Here is a 16,254-nt window from a genome sequence, read left to right on the forward strand (position 1 = left end):
CGCTGCCGATGCGCAGTGGCGGCCGGGCTCTCGTTGTCAGCGGATACCTGGTGTGCGTGGATCGGGTCCGAGGCAGGCCAGGATCGCGCAACCCGGTGGTGCGTCGCTGAAGGGTGGTCGCAGCGGCTGGTTCAGGCAGTCGAAGACATTGCAGCCCGGATAGGCCGACGGGCCGACGCCGACGATGGCGAGCAGGATATCGGTATCGATGAAGGCGTTCGGGTCCAGCGTCAACGGCGGTTCGACGTACGGTCCCGGATCGGGCACCGGCGGCTCGTGGAAGGCGGCGAACAGTCGGCGGAAGAACTCGTGCGGCAGTTCGGCCATGTTCTGGATCACGCCGGACGGTCCGTACGCGCTGACGTTGCCGTACATCCCGGTCCACATCACGGTCAGATCCTGGCTCGGGAAGACGAAGACGTTCTGCATACCCATGCCCGCCATGGAGTACATATCCGGCGGCAGGAAGCTCGCGTTCTCCGCGCAGGCGGGCCCGATCCAGAACAGGTACCCGTAGCAGTGGTTGGTCGCCGACGGGCTGCGGGCCTTGTCCAGATAGCCCTGTGAGACCAGTTGCCTTGCACCCCAACGTCCGTCGTTGGCGACGAGCAGCCCGAGCTTGGCCAGATCGTCGGGCGGGATCATCAGATGCGCGTAGCCGTAGGTGTGTCCGACGCGGTCGCGAGCCCAGTAGTAGTCGCTCCGTGCGATACCGAGCGGATCGAACAGCTCACGCTGCGCGAACTGCTGGAGCGGCTCGCCGACGGCCAGTTCGATCACATACGACAGCAGATCGACATTGCGCTGGCTGTAACTGAATACGGTGCCGGGTTCATGGTCGAGTGGCACACCGAGGGCCTGTACCGCGCTGTTCGGATCGAGCGGAATCACGCCGGTGATTCCTTCGGTGACCACGCCAACGCGCATCCCCGACGATTCGGTCAGCAGATTCTCCACGGTGATCGCGCGCCGCTGCTGATCACCCAGTTCCGGCGGAAGATACCGGCCGATCGGTGCCGAGATATCGAGTTTTCCCTGGTCCGAGGCGATTCCGGCGAGCAGCGAGACGATGCTCTTGGTGACGCTCCAGACATTCCACGCCACCTGGCCGGTCTGATCATTGGTCGGGCCCTCGCCGATGAGACAGTTGTGCCGGAAGACCTGAACGTTCAACCGATTCCGGGTGCTCGCGAAGGCGAGTGCGTCGGCGAGCCGCTGCGCGTCGAGTCCGACCGCTTCGGGTTCGGCTCGCTGGGGGTCGCGACCTGATTGCACGGAGCATTCGACGGTCGCGGCGGCGGCCGGTGCCGCTCCTGCGGATGCGGCGAATACGTGCCCCGCTACCAGTGCAACAGCCGTGACTCCTACGAGGAGTCCACCCAAACGCCCCATGCGGATCAGATTAACGCTCCCACCCCCACCGGGGCGTCATATGCGAAACGCCGCCAGGTCGGGGGAAACCTGGCGGCGCCTGGTCGCCGGACGTCACGCCGACGTCACGACTCACGAGTCGATGCCCGGCAAGCGCCTCTCGGCGAGTGGTCGCTCGTAGCGACGAATGGGGTGAGGCCCGGGGCTGCTCGGACACCGACAGCGGGTATCAACGAGCGCCTGTCGAGAACTATTCCGGGCCACAGAAGTGATCGGTATCACTACACTGGGCCGCGCGTCATCGACTCGGCAATCGTCCGGTTATTTTCTTGACTAATTCCAGAAAAGGTGGAGACTCGACGTATGCACACCGACGGCACCGATACCCGCGAGCAGTTGCGCGCGGCCGGTCTGCGGGTCACCGCCCCGCGGGTCGCGGTGCTCGACGCGGTCGCGGCTCGTCCGCATTCCGACGCCGACACCCTCGCCGTCACCGTCCGCGAACATCTGGGCTCGGTCTCCACCCAGGCCGTCTACGACGTGCTGCACGCCTGCGTCCGCGCCGGCATCCTGCGGCGCATCGAACCGGCCGGGTCGGCGGCGCTCTACGAGGCCAGGACCGGGGACAACCATCACCACCTGGTGTGCAGAAACTGCGGCACGGTCGTGGACGTGGACTGTGTCGTCGGCAGCGCCCCCTGTCTACAACCCGACGACGAACACGGTTTCGCCATCGATGAGGCGGAGGTCGTCTTCTGGGGCCTGTGCCCGAACTGCCGTCCGGACCGACGGCCGACACCCTGACAGTCCCGGGTCAGCCCACCCGGGTCCGTTGAACAGCTGAGGAGGCTTCGATATGACCAAGCCGACAACCACCAACTCCGGCATCGCCGTCGAAAGCGATAACGAATCGCTGACAGCGGGTACCCAAGGCCCCGTTCTGCTGCACGACCACTACCTGATCGAGAAGCTCGCCCAGTTCAACCGGGAGCGGGTGCCAGAGCGCATCGTGCACGCCAAGGGCGCGGGCGCCTACGGCGAACTCGTGGTGACCAACCCGGAGATCGCGAAGTACACCAAGGCCAAACTGTTCCAGCCCGGCGCACGCACCGAATCGCTGGTGCGTTTCTCCACCGTCGCCGGTGAGCAGGGCAGCCCCGATACCTGGCGTGACCCACGGGGTTTCGCGATGAAGTTCTACACCGAGGACGGCAATTACGACCTCGTCGGCAACAACACCCCGGTCTTCTTCATCAAGGACTCCATCAAGTTCCCCGACTTCATCCGTTCACAGAAGCGTCTGCCCGGCTCGGGCCTGCGCGACCACAACATGCAGTGGGATTTCTGGACCCTGCGCCCGGAGTCGGCGCATCAGGTCACCTGGCTGATGGGCGATCGCGGTGTGCCGAAGAGCTATCGGCATATGAACGGCTACGGTTCGCACACCTATCAGTGGATCAATGCCGAGGGCCAGCGGGTCTGGGTGAAATACCACTTCCGCACCGATCAGGGCCAGGATTTCCTGACCCAGGCCGAGGCCGACCGGCTTGCGGGCTCCGACCCCGACCTGCATCGCAAGGATCTGTGGGATGCCATCGAGCGCGGTGATTTCCCCAGCTGGACCGTCTATGTGCAGATCATGCCGCTCGATGAGGCCGAGAGCTACCGATTCAACCCGTTCGACCTCACCAAGGTCTGGTCCAAGAAGGACTACCCGCTGATCGAAGTCGGCAAGTGGACACTCAACCGCAATCCGCGCAACTTCTTCGTCGAGATCGAGCAGGCCGCGTTCGAGCCGTCGAACATCGTGCCCGGTATCGGCTACTCGCCGGACAAGATGCTGCTCGGCCGGGTGTTCGCCTATGCCGACGCCCACCGCTACCGTATCGGCACCAACTACGCCCAGCTGCCGCCCAACGCACCACGCGCCGCGGAGGTCAACTCCTACTCCAAGGAGGGCGCGATGCGCTACGACTTCAATGCCCCGGAGGTCCCGGTGTACGCGCCGAACTCCTACGGCGGCCCACACGCCGACCCGGAACTCGCCGGTGACGGCGGCCTGTGGGAGTTCGACGGCAAGGCGGTGCGCGCGGGCTACATCCAGCACGCCGAGGACGGTGATTTCACCCAGCCCGGCACCCTGGTCCGCGAGGTGCTCGACGATGAGCAGCGCGACCGGCTGGTGAACAATATCGTCGGCCACGTGCTCGACGGTGTGCGGGAGCCGGTGCTGAGCCGGGTCTTCGAGTACTGGAAGAACGTGGACGAAGATCTGGGCAAGCGCGTCGAGGAAGGCGTGCGGGCCGGTCTCAACGGCAACGCCTGACCGTATCGACGATGATGCCCCCGAGCCGCACCGGCCGGGGGCATCACTCGTATCCGGCTATGGCGCGGCTATTCGCGCCCGCCGATCGTGGCCGGAGTGATGCCGTCGAGGATCAAACCGAGTTCGTGGATGAACGATTCATCGCGCGAACGTGGGTTCGCTACTTCGTCCGGTCGCACGAGATAGCGTTTGTGCACGGTGGGAAAGGGGCGGGCGGCGGCTTCGGCGGCCGGCCACAGCCGACGCATCCACTCCACCTCGTCCATCCCGCTGCGCGCGACCATGATCATCGACGCCGCCTCGACCGTCGCGTTGCCGAGGACGTAGGACGAGACTGTGTTCATGGCGTGATCGGCTTCCTCCATCGTGAATCCGGCCGCCTCCAGGGTGGCCAGCACCGAATTCGAGACCCGCATCATGTTCGGTCCGAGGTAGAGCGTGCCTACCTCGCCGACCACCGCCGCCAGCCAGGGATGGCGCAGGATCGTCGCCCTGAGTTCCTGGCCGAACCGCATGGTCGCGGCGCGCCATCGGCTCGGGTCGGGCACCGACATGGTGGGTAGTTCGCCGAAGACCTCGTCGGTGACCAGTTCGAGCAGCTCGTCCTTGTTGGCGACGTGCGTGTACAGCGATGTCGCCCCCGCATTGAGCTTGGCCCCGAGCTTGCGCATGCTCAGCGCGGCAATGCCCTCGGTATCCAGTAGCCGGATCGCCTCGGCCACGATCTGGGCCCGGCTCAGCGCCGGCTGCTCCCGCTGTCGCCGCTGCGGGCGGGCCCATACCGACGGAACCTCATGCTTCTCGACGGCCACGCTTCCTCCTTTTGTCGCTGCTTTCCCAGCATAGCGGTCTCCCGCACGGTGTTCGCTTCTCTGAACGGCGTTCAGTATTGCGAACACTGTGCGGCGACCGTACAGTGTTCGGAATAACGCACGCTGTGCGGAACGATTACCGGGAAGGTTCACGAAATGACCGACAAGACGGAAGTGAGCGCACCGCAGCAGCGCGATCCGCGCCGCTGGCTCATCCTGGTGGTGTTGTGCCTGAGCAGCCTGGTGCTGGTCGTCGACAACATGGTGCTGAATGTCGCGGTGCCGCAGATCGCCACCGATCTGGACGCCGACGCACAGGACATCCAGTGGATCATCGACTCTTACATCCTGGTGTTCGCCGGACTGCTACTGACCTCGGGCAGCCTGTCCGACCGCTACGGAAGGCGCTTGGTGATGGTGGTCGGGTTGATCCTGTTCGGCGCGTCCTCGGTGCTCGCCGCCTTCGCCACCACCCCGGAACTGCTGATCGCGGGCCGGGTGATCATGGGCATCGGTGGCGCGCTGATCATGCCGAGCACGCTGTCGATCCTGATCACCGTCTTCGACGAGCAGGAGCGCCCACGCGCCATCGCGGCGTGGAGTGCGGTCTCGGTGGTCGGGCTGGTCGGTGGTCCGGTGCTCGGCGGCATGCTGCTCGATCACTTCTGGTGGGGTTCGGTCTTCGTTCTGAACGTGCCGATCGTGGTGTTGGCGATCGTGGCCGCGCTGGTCTTGATGCCGGAGTCGAAGGGGCCGTGGCGTAAGTCCGATCTGCCCGGCGCCGTACTCTCCATCGTCGGTATGACCGCGTTGGTCTGGACCATCATCGTCATCCCGACCGACGGTTTCACCGCGCCGGGCACCCTCACCGCGCTGGTCGTCGCGATCGTCGGTCTCGGCGGATTCGTGATCCGCGAACTCAATACATCCGCGCCGATGGTGCCGCTCGAGCTGTTCGCCGACCGGGTGTTCACCGGCTCGAGTTTCTCGTTGGTGCTGCTGACCTTCGCCAATGGCGGTCTGCTGCTCGTGCTCACCCAGTACCTGCAATTCGTGCTCGAGTACTCGCCGATGGAGACGGCGCTGGCCTTCACGCCGATGGCCGCGACCGTGCTGGTGTTCAATGCGCTCGGCGCGAGCCTGGTCGGCAAGGTCGGTCATCGCGGCGTCGTCGCGACCGGCATGTTGATCACCGCCGGCGGCTTCCTGGCGCTCGCCACGCTCGATGTCGGTGTTCCGTTCTGGCGGCCCGCAGCCGCGGTCGCGGTGCTCGGCTGCGGTATGGGCCTGGCCATGCCCGCGGTGATCGGCGCCTTGATGAGCGCGGTGCCGGGAGAGCACGCTGGCATCGGTTCGGCGGTCAACGACACCGTCCAGCAGGCAGGCGCCGCGCTCGGTGTCGCCGTTCTGGGTGCGGTGCTGGCGAGCACCTACACCGGCAAAATGCCCGAAGCGGCCCCCGACGCCGCTCGCGAGTCCATCACCGACGCGCTCGGTCTGGCTGCGGCGGCGGGCGACGGCGCCCTGGCCACCGCCGCCAGAGACGCCTTCACCTCGGCGATGTCGGTGACGTTCGTGGGCGGTGCCTGCGCGGTGCTCGGGGCGGCCGTGCTGTCACTGCTGCTGATGCGTGGCCGTATCGCGGCAGCCGACCCGGTCGAACCCGAGGAACCTGCCACCGTGCCGGTCTCCTGATACGCCCCGGAAAGCATTCCGCCCCCGACCGTTCCGGTCAGGGGCGGATTCTTCTGTCCAGCGGGTGCCACGAGGTCGTTACAGCATCCCGAACCAGTACATCACGCAGGCCAGCATCCACACGACCACGGTTTCCATCGACGCTCCCAATCTTGTTGCCGCACTTGTTTCCATCATGGCGCGAATCGGGCACCCGCGCCGCAAACCGGTCCAGTTTCGCTGATCGGAGCCGCTCGACCTGGGATTTCGACGCTGCAAGTTCTTCTTAAGGGCGCGCCAAGCCGGGGGCGGCATTGTTTGTGTCAACACCGGAACACACCGGAAAAGAACAGACCGAAACCCCGAACAGGACGTAACGACGATGATCGGCAAGCTGACCACCGCCCTCGCTCTCGCCACCACGACCACCGCCCTCGTTCTCGGCGCAGGCACCGCCTCGGCTGCCACCGAGGGCAACCCCGGCGCCGCCGTCACCGGCCAGGCCACCTGCACGCACAAGGGTGACAAGATCCGGATCGAGATCGACTCGCCGGTCGTCTACGCCCAATCCGGCTACCTGCCCGGTGAGAACCAGCAGATCCGCTACCGCACAGTGATCATCGACGCCGCCCAGGGCACCCTCGCCGGTGCGGGCGAATGGGAGACCGGCAAGGCCACCGACACCAAGTCCGCCGATATGGACGACACCAAGATGGATGTCCTGCGCAACGACCCCAACGCCTACCTGGTGATTCAGGAGGTCGAGTGGCTGGCGCCCGACGGTGAGAACCCGGTCGCCAAGACCGATCTGCGCGCGACCAGCTACCTGATCAAGGATGGTCGCACCGAGCTCGGCACCTTCGACTACTGCCAGTAGTCGCGAGGTCCGAAAACGGGGGAACGCGGCGCCGTCATCGGGGAGGGTGAACGCTGCGGGCGCCGGACCGGGGAGATCCGGCGCCACCGGGGCCGGGCCGGGGAGGGCCCGAGGGTATCCGAGCGGAGCAGGCCGGGGAGGACCTGACGGGGACGGATACCGGGGTGGGGCCCCGATCGGGGGATCGGGGGCGCGCCGGGAGGGGTGTCATCGAGTGCGGGGACTCGATGGACAGGACCGGCGGGGATCGGTGACCTCCTGACTGCCTAGGGGGTGGGCAGTCAGGAGGGGCCGATGGGGGCACTCGAGATCCGGAATGTCGGGTCCGAGGTCGGATGCCCGGAATGTGGGATCCCATGAGTCGAATCCGTAAATGTCGGGTCGACGACAGCCCGCAGAGTGGGCTCGCGATATCGGCGCGCGGTCGGGACCGGAATGTCGGTCCGAAGGTGGGCCGCCGCGACGGACGGATGGCCTCGCATGGTGGGGCATCCGGGAGGGGCCGGATAGGGGGACCAGGGGGAGGGGGAACAGGGCTCGGCCTGTCTCGCGGGGTGACAGGCCGGACCCGGGCCATATCGGCCGGACCGGTCTCGCGGGGTGATCGGTCCGGCCGGGCAGGTCGACGAGACACGTTGCGGCTCTTCCAGACGCTGAGCAGGAGCAACCGGACCACGATCCAGAGCGATGATCGCGCCGGGCTCCGCCGCCGCCGAAGGTAACCATCCAGGTGTTCGCCGACCGATCGCGCTGCCTGTGCGGACCCGGTACCTGCCGACCCGATCCTCCGTGGAGGGTTCGGAGAACGAGTGATGGACGAAAGGTCGCCACACTCGCACGGCCGACCGAATGTCGCGAGGCCGAAGATAATACGGCGTCGCCGCTCACCATCTGGTGGACGGCGACGCCGTATTTCAGCGGGTGGGCGTGGTAGCCGGATAGTCGGGCAGATCGTAGGTCTCGGTCGTCGACAGCATGCGCATCATCAGCGGCTTCATGATCGGCGCGGTCATCAGCTTGCTCACCAGCAGTCCGGCTCGGATGCCGAAACGGGTCTTCGGGGTCATCGCCCGCAAGCCGCCGAATTGCAGTTCTTGGGCAAGGGCGACGAATGGACGCAGCACCCGCTCGTAGTTCTCCAGTGCCCGGCGCGGATCCTCCCGGCGCGCGGCGATCTCACCGGCCAGCACATAACCGCCCACCAGTGCCATGGCGGTGCCCTGCCCGGTCAGCGGGGAGCCGCAGTAGCCGGCGTCGCCCACCAGGGCCACGCGGTTGTCGATCCAGCTCGGCATATCGATGCGAGCCAGTTCGTCGAAGTAGAAGTCGCGGGCTTCGGCCATTGCGGCGGTGATCGCCGGTGCGGCCCATCCGCCACCGGCGAGCCGGTCGCGGATGAGGCGCTGCTGTGCGTCGATATCGCGGCGCAGCGCGGGGTCGGCCTCGGCGCGGATCACCACCAGCGCTTTCGACGTCGACGGATCGGCATCGGGACGCATACCGAGACCGGTCGCGCCGGGCAGCGAATGCATGCTGAACCAGTGCGGTTCGATACCGGCGGGGGTCGGCATGGTGAAAAAGGACATGTAGCCGCCGAGGTAGGTGCTGAACTGCTCCTCCGGACCGAAGACCAGACGGCGAGTCGCCGAGTGCAGGCCGTCGGCGCCGATGACGAGGTCGAAGCGTTCGGTGCTGCCGGAAGCGAAGGTGATCGCGACGCCGTCATCGTCCTGGTCGAGTGCTTCGATCCATTCGCCGTACCGGTAGTCGAGGCCGCCCGCGGCCGCGATGGCGTCGAGCAGGACCTGGTTCAGATCACCGCGGGTGATCTCGATCTCGGCGACGCCGCCCTTGCCGTCGAACATGTCCGCGGGCATCCGCAGGAGTTCCTTGCCGTCGGCGTCCACATGCAGCATGCCGCGTTCGTCGAGCTGATGGGCGCGGATACCCGGCATCAGGCCCATCCGTTCGGCGACGTCGCGGCTGGGTCCACGCAGGTCGACGGCTTGGCCACCCGGTCGGGGAGCGGCGGCGCGTTCGATCACCGTCACCGGGATGCCGTACCGGAGTAGTTGCAGCGCAACGGCATTGCCGCCGATACCGCCGCCGGAGACGAGAACACGCGGGCGGGCGGCGGGCAGTGGGGAGTGGGTGCTCATGGTCTCGTCCTTCGTTTGCTCGAACGTCTTAGACAAATGTCTAACAGATGATTTGCACGTCTGTCTAGTACGAACGTTCAAGACGCACGTACAGTGGTGCGCATGGGAAACAAGGAGGATCTGCTCGCGGCGGCTCGGACCTGCGTGTACGAGCGTGGATTCGCCGCGACGACGGCCCGCGACATCGCCAACGCCGCGGGGGTGAGCCTGGCCGCGATCGGCTACCACTTCGGTTCGAAGGAGCGCCTGCTCACCGAGGCGCTCACCGCGGAATCGGGTCGCGAGATCGGCGACGCCCTCGATGAGCGGATCACCGCGGCCAGTGCGGACGGCCGATCACCGGCCGAGGCGTTTGCGATGGTGTGGAACGGTTTCGCCGAGGTTTTCGCACGGAACCGGCAGATGCTGGTGGCGAGTGTGGAGAACGTGATCAGGATTCACCGCACGCCGAGCGAGACGGCGCATATGGCCGGACTGCTCGCCGAGGCCGTCACGGAACTGGCGAATCTGGTCGCCGAATCGCATCCCGAACTGACCGCAGAACAGGCACGAGCGATCGCGCGACTGTACTTCGCGCTGTTGAACGGGCTCGCGCTGCAATGGATCACGGAGCCGGACGGTGAGCTACCCAGCGGCGATGAACTGGCCGTCGCCATCGCCGCCCTTGCGCCGGGGAACTGAGCCGTACGGCACCGCCGCACCTGCACCGAGCCGACCCGCGGTGGCGGGTGGGCTCGGTGCACGCGCCGTACAGGCTCAGCTCAGTTGTTCCAGGTACTTCTTCCATCCACCGAATTCGGTGATGTCGGTGGCCGCAACGGCGGCGTCATAGGTGCAGGCGAAGCCGACCACCGTGCGGCCGTCCTCGAGTTCGATGCTGGTCAGCGCCATCGGTGCGGGCAGCGCGGCCAGGAAGGAACCGAGGCCCGCGGACGAGAGCTGGAACAGCTCACCCACGATCGGCGCGCCCTGCCCGTCGCCGTGCCGGACCAGGCCTGGCTTGGGTGGTGTGGTGTCGAGTGCGGTGAGTCGGTAGGCGTCGGTGGTGCGGATCTCGCCCGCGAAACGCGCGCCGATCTGCTCCAGTTGCCAGAACAGCGGCTGGCCGCGTAGATGCGCCCCGAAGACGGCGAGTTCGGCGTCATGGGCGAACAATGCGGGCGTGCTGTCGGTGCCAACCAGCCGGGCCGCGATATCGATCGCGATCTGATCGGCGAAGGCGGGCACCACCACCATCACGCCGAACGGCGCACCCGCTGCCGTCGGCGCGCCCGGTACGGCCACCGCGGCCATATCGAGCAGATTGCAGAAGTTGGTGTAGGTGCCCATCCTGCGGTTGATGGCGAGGGGGTCGGCCTGCACCGCGGCGATGCTCGGATGTTCGGTGGTGGTCGGCAGCAGTAGGCCGTCGTAACCGTCGAGCAGCACTGTCGCGGCGGCGCGTGCGGTGACGAGAGCGTCGAGATCGGCGGCGAAGCCGGGGCCGGTGGTGTGCTCGGCGGCGCGGATGATGCCCGCGACGGTGGGGTCGAGCGCATCGGATGAAGCGGTGGCGAGGAAGTCGCCGACCGCCGCGTACCGCTCTGCGACGATCGCGCCGTCGTAGAGCAGCAGAGCCGCATCGAGCAGCACCGAGATGTCGATCTCGGTGACGGTCACACCGGAATCAGCCAGTCCGGCAACGGTTCTGGTGAACGCCGCGCGGTATGGCGCACTCAACGCGGTCAGATCGGCGGCACGAGGAATCGCCACCTTCGGCTGCTGCGGTGCGGATAGCAGCGCGTCGGCGGGGCGGGTTCGGCTGCGCGGATCACGCGAATCCGGACCCGCCATGATTGCGGCCGCTGCCACGGCACGTTCCAGATCGGCGGCGAAGACGGTGACGGCGTCGAAATCCGCGCACGCGGGCACCACACCGTGGGCCGGGATGACGCCGAGGGTCGCCTTGATCCCCACGAGGCCGTGCAATGCGGCGGGCACCCGTCCCGAACCCGCGGTGTCGGTGCCGATGCCGATATCGGCAATCCCGAGCGCGACCGCCACCGCCGAACCCGAGCTGGAACCTCCGGAAACCAGTTCGGGATCGAAGGCATTGCGCACCGGGCCGTAGGGGCTGCGCGTGCCGACCAGTCCGGTGGCGAACTGATCGAGATTGGTCTTACCCAGCACCACAGCGCCCGCCGCGATCAGCCGCTCGACGGCAGCGGCGGTGACCTCCGGTGTATAGGCGAACTCCGGGCAGCCCGCGGTGGTGGGCAGCCCACCGACGTCGACATTGTCCTTGACCGCGACCAGCAGGCCCGCCAGCGGCAGATCGACGCCCGCGGCCAACCGCTGTTCCACCGCCGCGGCGTCGGCGGCGACTTCGTGTTCCTGGCGCAGGGTGATCCACACCTCCGGCCGATCCACCTCCGCGATACGGCGATAGGCGGCGGCGACGCGCGCGGTGGGCGAGCCGGAGACGGCGGTATCGCCGAGGATGCCGGTGGACATTCAGTCGACTCCGATCACTGCTAGAGGGGTTCCGGGTTCCACTTTGGCACCCGGAGTGGCGAGCACCTTCAGCACCGTGCCCGCGTCCGGACTCGGTACCGGCAATTCGAGTTTCATCGCCTCCAGCACGGCGACCGCCGCACCGGCGGTGAGTCGTTGTCCCGCTTCGATTTCCACCCGCCAGACGTTGCCGATCATCGGTGCGGTCACCACCACGGCGTTATCGGGCATACCGGCCAGCGGATCGTCGACGGTCTCGGTGACGGCATCGGCGTCGGTGCCGCGGTCGAATTCGCCCGCGGCCCGCCAGGCCTGTTTCTCGGCGTCGAACGCGGCCGCCTGTCTGGTCTCGAACTCCGCGATCGACTCCGCTTCGTCGCTGAGCAGCCGCAGATGGTCGGCCAGGGCGAAGGTGCCGTCGCTGATCTCGGCGTCGAACCGTCCCGCGGTGGCGGCGGCACGGTATTCGAGCAGCTGTTCGGCGCTCACCGGCTCCCAGACGATGCGGTCGAAGAACCGGAACAGCCAGGGTGTGCCGGATTCGAACGGTGCGGGCTGCCGATAGCTCGACCAGATGGGGACGGTCCGGCCGATGAGCTGATAGCCGCCGGGGGAGGCCATACCGTAGACGCACAGATACTTTCCGCCGATGCCGACCGCATCGGACGGCGTCCAGGTGCGCGCCGGGTTGTACTTCGTGGTGACCAGTCGGTGGCGCGGATCGAGCGGAACCGCGAGCGGCGCACCGAGATACACATCGCCGAGGCCGAGCACCAGATATTCGGCGGCGAAGACGGTGGCGCGCACATCGTAGACGCTGTCGAGACCATTGATGCGGCGGATGAATTCGGTATTGGACGGCAGCCAGGGCGCGCTGTCACGAACTCCGCTGCGGTAGCGGTCGATGGCCTCCGCGATGGACGGATCGTCGAACGAGAGCGGTAGCCGGATGGTGCGGCTCGGCACCACCAGATCCTGGGTGGCGGGCAGTTCGGACTCCAGCTCCGCCAACACACCGAGGAGCCGATGCTGGGCCAGCACATCGGGATCGAAGTGGATGTGCAGTGAGCGCACGCCGGGTGTGACGTCGATGATGCCGGGAAGTTCCGCCGCGGCGAGCGCGGTCGAGAGTGCGTGCACCCGCATGCGGAGGCCGAGATCGAGCACCATTTCGCCGTATTCGACCAGGACGTTGTCGTCACCGCCGCGCAGGTACCTGACCTGTGGCCGTCCGTCGGTGCCGTCGACGCCACCGAGGATGCCGCGATCACCGAGACCGGCCAGCGGATTCGGTACGGCCGCACGGGCGCGAGCCGGGTTGGAAGCACGCAGTTCGCCCGCGGTGGCGTCATCCACCGGTACGAAGCGGACGGTATCGCCGGGACGCAGCTGGCCGAGCTTCCAGCGATGCGCCGACACCACCGTCAGCGGGCAGGCGAATCCGCCGAGGCTCGGGCCGTCGGGGCCGAGCAGGATCGGGGTATCGCCGGAAACGTTCAGCGCGCCGACGCTGTACGGGTTGTCGTGCAGATTCGACGGATGCAACCCTGCCTCACCACCGTCGGTGCGCGACCAGTCGGGTTTGGGCCCTTCGAGTCGGATGCCGGTGCGGTTGGCGTGGCTGCCGACGCGCCATTCGGCGGTATAGAACTGTGCCATATCGGCGTCGGTGAAATAGGCGGGCGCGGTCTGCGGGCCCTCGCCGACGGCCAACTCCCAGGTATGGCCGAAATCCGGGCGCTCGGCCGGTGGGATCGACCGCGGTTCGGCGTCGCCGGCATCGGCCAGATGCAGTACATCCCCGTTGACGAGCGCTTTCCCGGTGACGCCGCCGAAGCCGCCGAGAGTGAAAGTAGCCGCGCTGCCGTGATAGAGCGGTGCGTCGATGCCGCCGCGTACGGCGATATAGGTGCGCAAACCCGCGTCGTCGGGAGCGCCGACATCCAGGACCCCGCCCGCGGGCACGGTGATCGGCTCCCATTGAGCGACGGGTTCGCCGTTCACCTCGACGTCCGCGTGGGCGCCGGTCACGCACACCACGGCGGCGGTGGCGAAGCGCAGCCGCGGACCGTGCAGGGTGCATTCCAGCGCGGGCGTGCCCGCCGGATTGCCGACGGCGATATTGGCGCGGGTGAACGAGAGATCGTCCATCGGACCCGAAGGCGGAATGCCGACCTCCCACAGACCGATCCGGCCCGGATGGTCCTGGATGGTGGTCATGGTGCCGGGCCGCTCCACATCGATGCGCGTGCCGGTCGGGCGGATATCGGCGAGGGTGGCGGTGATGTGGTCGGCCTGCCGAACCGTGGGGTCGGTCGCGGCGGCGCGCAGTTGCGGCAGGTTGGTCTGCACGCCGTGGATCCGGGTGCTTGTGAGCGCATCGGTCAGGGCGGTGAAGGCCGCATCGCGGTCGGTGCCGTGGGTGATCACCTTGGCCAGCAGCGGGTCGTAGTAGGGGCTGACCTCGGTTCCGGTGCCCACCCACGTGTCGACCCTTGCGTCGTCGGGGAACACGGTCTCGGTGATCAGACCCGCACTCGGCCGATAGTCCTGACCGGGGTCCTCGGCGTAGACGCGGGCCTCGACCGCCCAGCCATCGACCGGCGGACCGGTCTCGGGCAGCCCGTCCAGCATCGCGGTATCGCCGCCAGCCAGCCGCACCATCCACGCCACCAGGTCGACGCCGGTCACCGCCTCGGTCACCGGATGTTCCACCTGGAGGCGGGTATTCATCTCCAGGAACGAGGCGGTATCGCGGTCGGCGTCGTAGACGAATTCCACGGTGCCGGCGGAGCGGTAGCCGACCGAGCGGGCCAGCTCGCGCGAGACCGACAGCAACCGCTGCGACAGTTCTTCGCCGAGTCCGGGTGCGGGGGCTTCCTCGATCACCTTCTGATTGCGCCGCTGTAGCGAGCAGTCACGGGTGCCGAGACTGACCACCCGGCCCTGGCCGTCGCCGAACACCTGCACCTCGACGTGGCGGGCTCGCGCCACGAAACGTTCGAGGAAAACCCCCGAGGTGGCGAAATTGGTCGCGGCCAGCCGCTGGACCCGCTGATAGGCGGCACGCAGCTGGTCGGCGTTGTGACAGGCCTGCATACCGATGCCGCCGCCACCGCCGACCGCCTTGAGCATGACCGGGAAGCCGACCCGTCCGGCTTCGGCGACCGCATGCTCGGCCGATTCCAGCAGCCCGGAGCCGGGCACCAGCGGCACACCGACCGCGCGGGCCGCTGCACGGGCGGTGTGCTTATCGCCGAAGATCCGCAGCTGCTCCGGCGTCGGGCCGATGAACGCGATACCGGCCGCCGTGACCTCGGTGGCGAATTCGGCGTTCTCGGAGAGAAAGCCGTAACCGGGGTGGATCGCACCTGCGCCGGTGGCGAGCGCCGCCTCGATCACCCGATCGGTACGCAGATACGACTCCGATGCGGCGCTCGGTCCGAGATAGGCGGCCACATCCGCCATTTCGACATGGGCGGCTCCGGCATCGGCCTCGGAATAGACGGCGACCGTCTTCAGTCCGAGAGCGCGGGCGGTGCGCATGATCCGGCAGGCGATCTCGCCCCGATTGGCGACGAGGACGGTATCGAAATCCAGGCTCACGTCGGGCTCCTCAGTTCGGTACTAGTCGGTGGCCAGTGACATGGCGGCGATCGCGCGGGTGACCCGGTCGAGTACGACGTCGAGCGATTCGCCGATATGGGTGTGCAGCAACCGGTAGGCCAGCGAAAGATCTTCGGCGAGAACGGCATCGAGAATCGCCAGATGCTCGGAGATGGTGGTCTCGACCCGGTTGTTGACCATGAAGTCGTACATCCGCACGTGCCGGATCCTGGAGTTCACCGAGCGCAGGGCGCGCACCATCTCGGCATTGCCGGATGACGTCAGCAGGGTGACGTGGAATTCCTCGTCGCGGACCACGAAACCGGGTTCCTGCGCGGGTGGGTCGGCCTGTAACGCCAGCCAGGCCTCGCGTTCCGCCGCGAGCAGTGTGTGATCGTGCACCACATCCGGGTTGTGCATGGCGCGTTGTAAACCGCCGAGTTCCAGCGTGATTCGAAGTTCGTACAGGTCGCGCACGAGCGGGATGCTCGGACGGACCGGCGAGAAACCGTACTCCTCCCGCTGGAGCAGCCCGTCCGAGCAGAGCACGGTGAGTGCTTCGCGGACCGGGGTGCGGGAGATCCCGAACCGCGCCGAGACCTTGGGTTCGGTGAGGCGTTCGCCGAACTTGATGCCGCCGTTCATCAGCTCCGCGCGCAGTGTTTCGTACACCACGTCCCGCAGCGGTTTGCCCGAGGTATCAGCCGGTGTGGCCACCTGTGTCGACATGCCTGTATACGCTATGGACCTCGCGTTTCCGCGGAATCACCTCGCGTAACCGGCAGGTAAGCGTCTGCTCACCGGTGCATCGCCCGCTCGGAGCGATCGCCGATTCTCCAGTCCTTTCGCGTCGGGAAACCCTTACCGAATTTCCCCTTGTCGCTGGGGGCGCCACCGATCCCGATATAGACAAAGTGGCAATTCTGTCTTACCGTC

General features: G+C 67.1%; 11 protein-coding genes. 5 read left to right on the forward strand and 6 right to left on the reverse strand.

Annotated features, from left to right (window positions below; genetic code table 11):
• Nucleotides 1–36: 36 nt before the first annotated feature.
• Nucleotides 37–1,275: a serine hydrolase domain-containing protein gene (locus QH168_RS13875; RefSeq protein ID WP_432421093.1), complete on the reverse strand. Its 1,239-nt coding sequence runs from the start codon at nt 1,273–1,275 to the stop codon at nt 37–39.
• A 459-nt stretch (nt 1,276–1,734) separates the two neighbouring features.
• Between QH168_RS13875 and QH168_RS13880 the strand changes: the two genes are divergently transcribed.
• Nucleotides 1,735–2,175: a Fur family transcriptional regulator gene (locus QH168_RS13880; protein WP_280235041.1), complete on the forward strand. Its 441-nt coding sequence runs from the start codon at nt 1,735–1,737 to the stop codon at nt 2,173–2,175.
• Between the two features lie 52 nt (nt 2,176–2,227).
• Nucleotides 2,228–3,697: a catalase gene (locus QH168_RS13885; protein WP_280235042.1), complete on the forward strand. Its 1,470-nt coding sequence runs from the start codon at nt 2,228–2,230 to the stop codon at nt 3,695–3,697.
• 68 nt (nt 3,698–3,765) lie between these two features.
• Here the strand turns inward: QH168_RS13885 and QH168_RS13890 are convergent, their stop codons facing one another.
• Nucleotides 3,766–4,509, reverse strand: coding sequence for a TetR/AcrR family transcriptional regulator (locus QH168_RS13890; RefSeq protein WP_280235043.1), 744 nt, complete (start codon nt 4,507–4,509; stop codon nt 3,766–3,768).
• Between the two features lie 156 nt (nt 4,510–4,665).
• On the opposite strand from QH168_RS13890, the gene QH168_RS13895 reads away from it, so the two are divergent.
• Nucleotides 4,666–6,204, forward strand: a complete 1,539-nt coding sequence (locus QH168_RS13895; RefSeq protein WP_280235044.1) for an MFS transporter — start codon at nt 4,666–4,668, stop codon at nt 6,202–6,204.
• 361 nt (nt 6,205–6,565) lie between these two features.
• Nucleotides 6,566–7,060, forward strand: a complete 495-nt coding sequence (locus QH168_RS13900) for a hypothetical protein (RefSeq protein WP_280235046.1) — start codon at nt 6,566–6,568, stop codon at nt 7,058–7,060.
• Nucleotides 7,061–7,974: 914 nt separating this feature from the next.
• Here QH168_RS13900 and QH168_RS13905 read toward each other — a convergent pair.
• A complete protein-coding gene (locus QH168_RS13905) occupies nt 7,975–9,219 on the reverse strand; it encodes an FAD-dependent monooxygenase (RefSeq protein ID WP_280235047.1) in 1,245 nt (414 codons plus the stop codon).
• Between the two features lie 102 nt (nt 9,220–9,321).
• On the opposite strand from QH168_RS13905, the gene QH168_RS13910 reads away from it, so the two are divergent.
• The gene (locus QH168_RS13910) at nt 9,322–9,900 is read left to right on the forward strand and encodes a TetR/AcrR family transcriptional regulator (protein WP_280235049.1); all 579 of its coding nucleotides are present in this window, start codon (nt 9,322–9,324) and stop codon (nt 9,898–9,900) included.
• Between the two features lie 75 nt (nt 9,901–9,975).
• Here QH168_RS13910 and atzF read toward each other — a convergent pair whose 3' ends face one another.
• The 3 genes from atzF to QH168_RS13925 form a co-directional block, all read right to left on the reverse strand.
• Nucleotides 9,976–11,712 (reverse strand): allophanate hydrolase, encoded by a 1,737-nt coding sequence (gene atzF, locus QH168_RS13915; protein ID WP_280235050.1) that lies wholly within the window; start codon nt 11,710–11,712, stop codon nt 9,976–9,978.
• A complete protein-coding gene (uca, locus tag QH168_RS13920) occupies nt 11,713–15,258 on the reverse strand; it encodes an urea carboxylase (protein WP_432421095.1) in 3,546 nt (1,181 codons plus the stop codon).
• Nucleotides 15,259–15,339: 81 nt separating this feature from the next.
• Nucleotides 15,340–16,047 (reverse strand): GntR family transcriptional regulator, encoded by a 708-nt coding sequence (locus tag QH168_RS13925; protein WP_280235052.1) that lies wholly within the window; start codon nt 16,045–16,047, stop codon nt 15,340–15,342.
• Nucleotides 16,048–16,254 lie beyond the last annotated feature (207 nt).

Origin of the sequence: Nocardia cyriacigeorgica, assembly GCF_029868385.1 — a bacterium.
GTDB classification, from domain to species: Bacteria; Actinomycetota; Actinomycetes; order Mycobacteriales; family Mycobacteriaceae; genus Nocardia; species Nocardia cyriacigeorgica_F.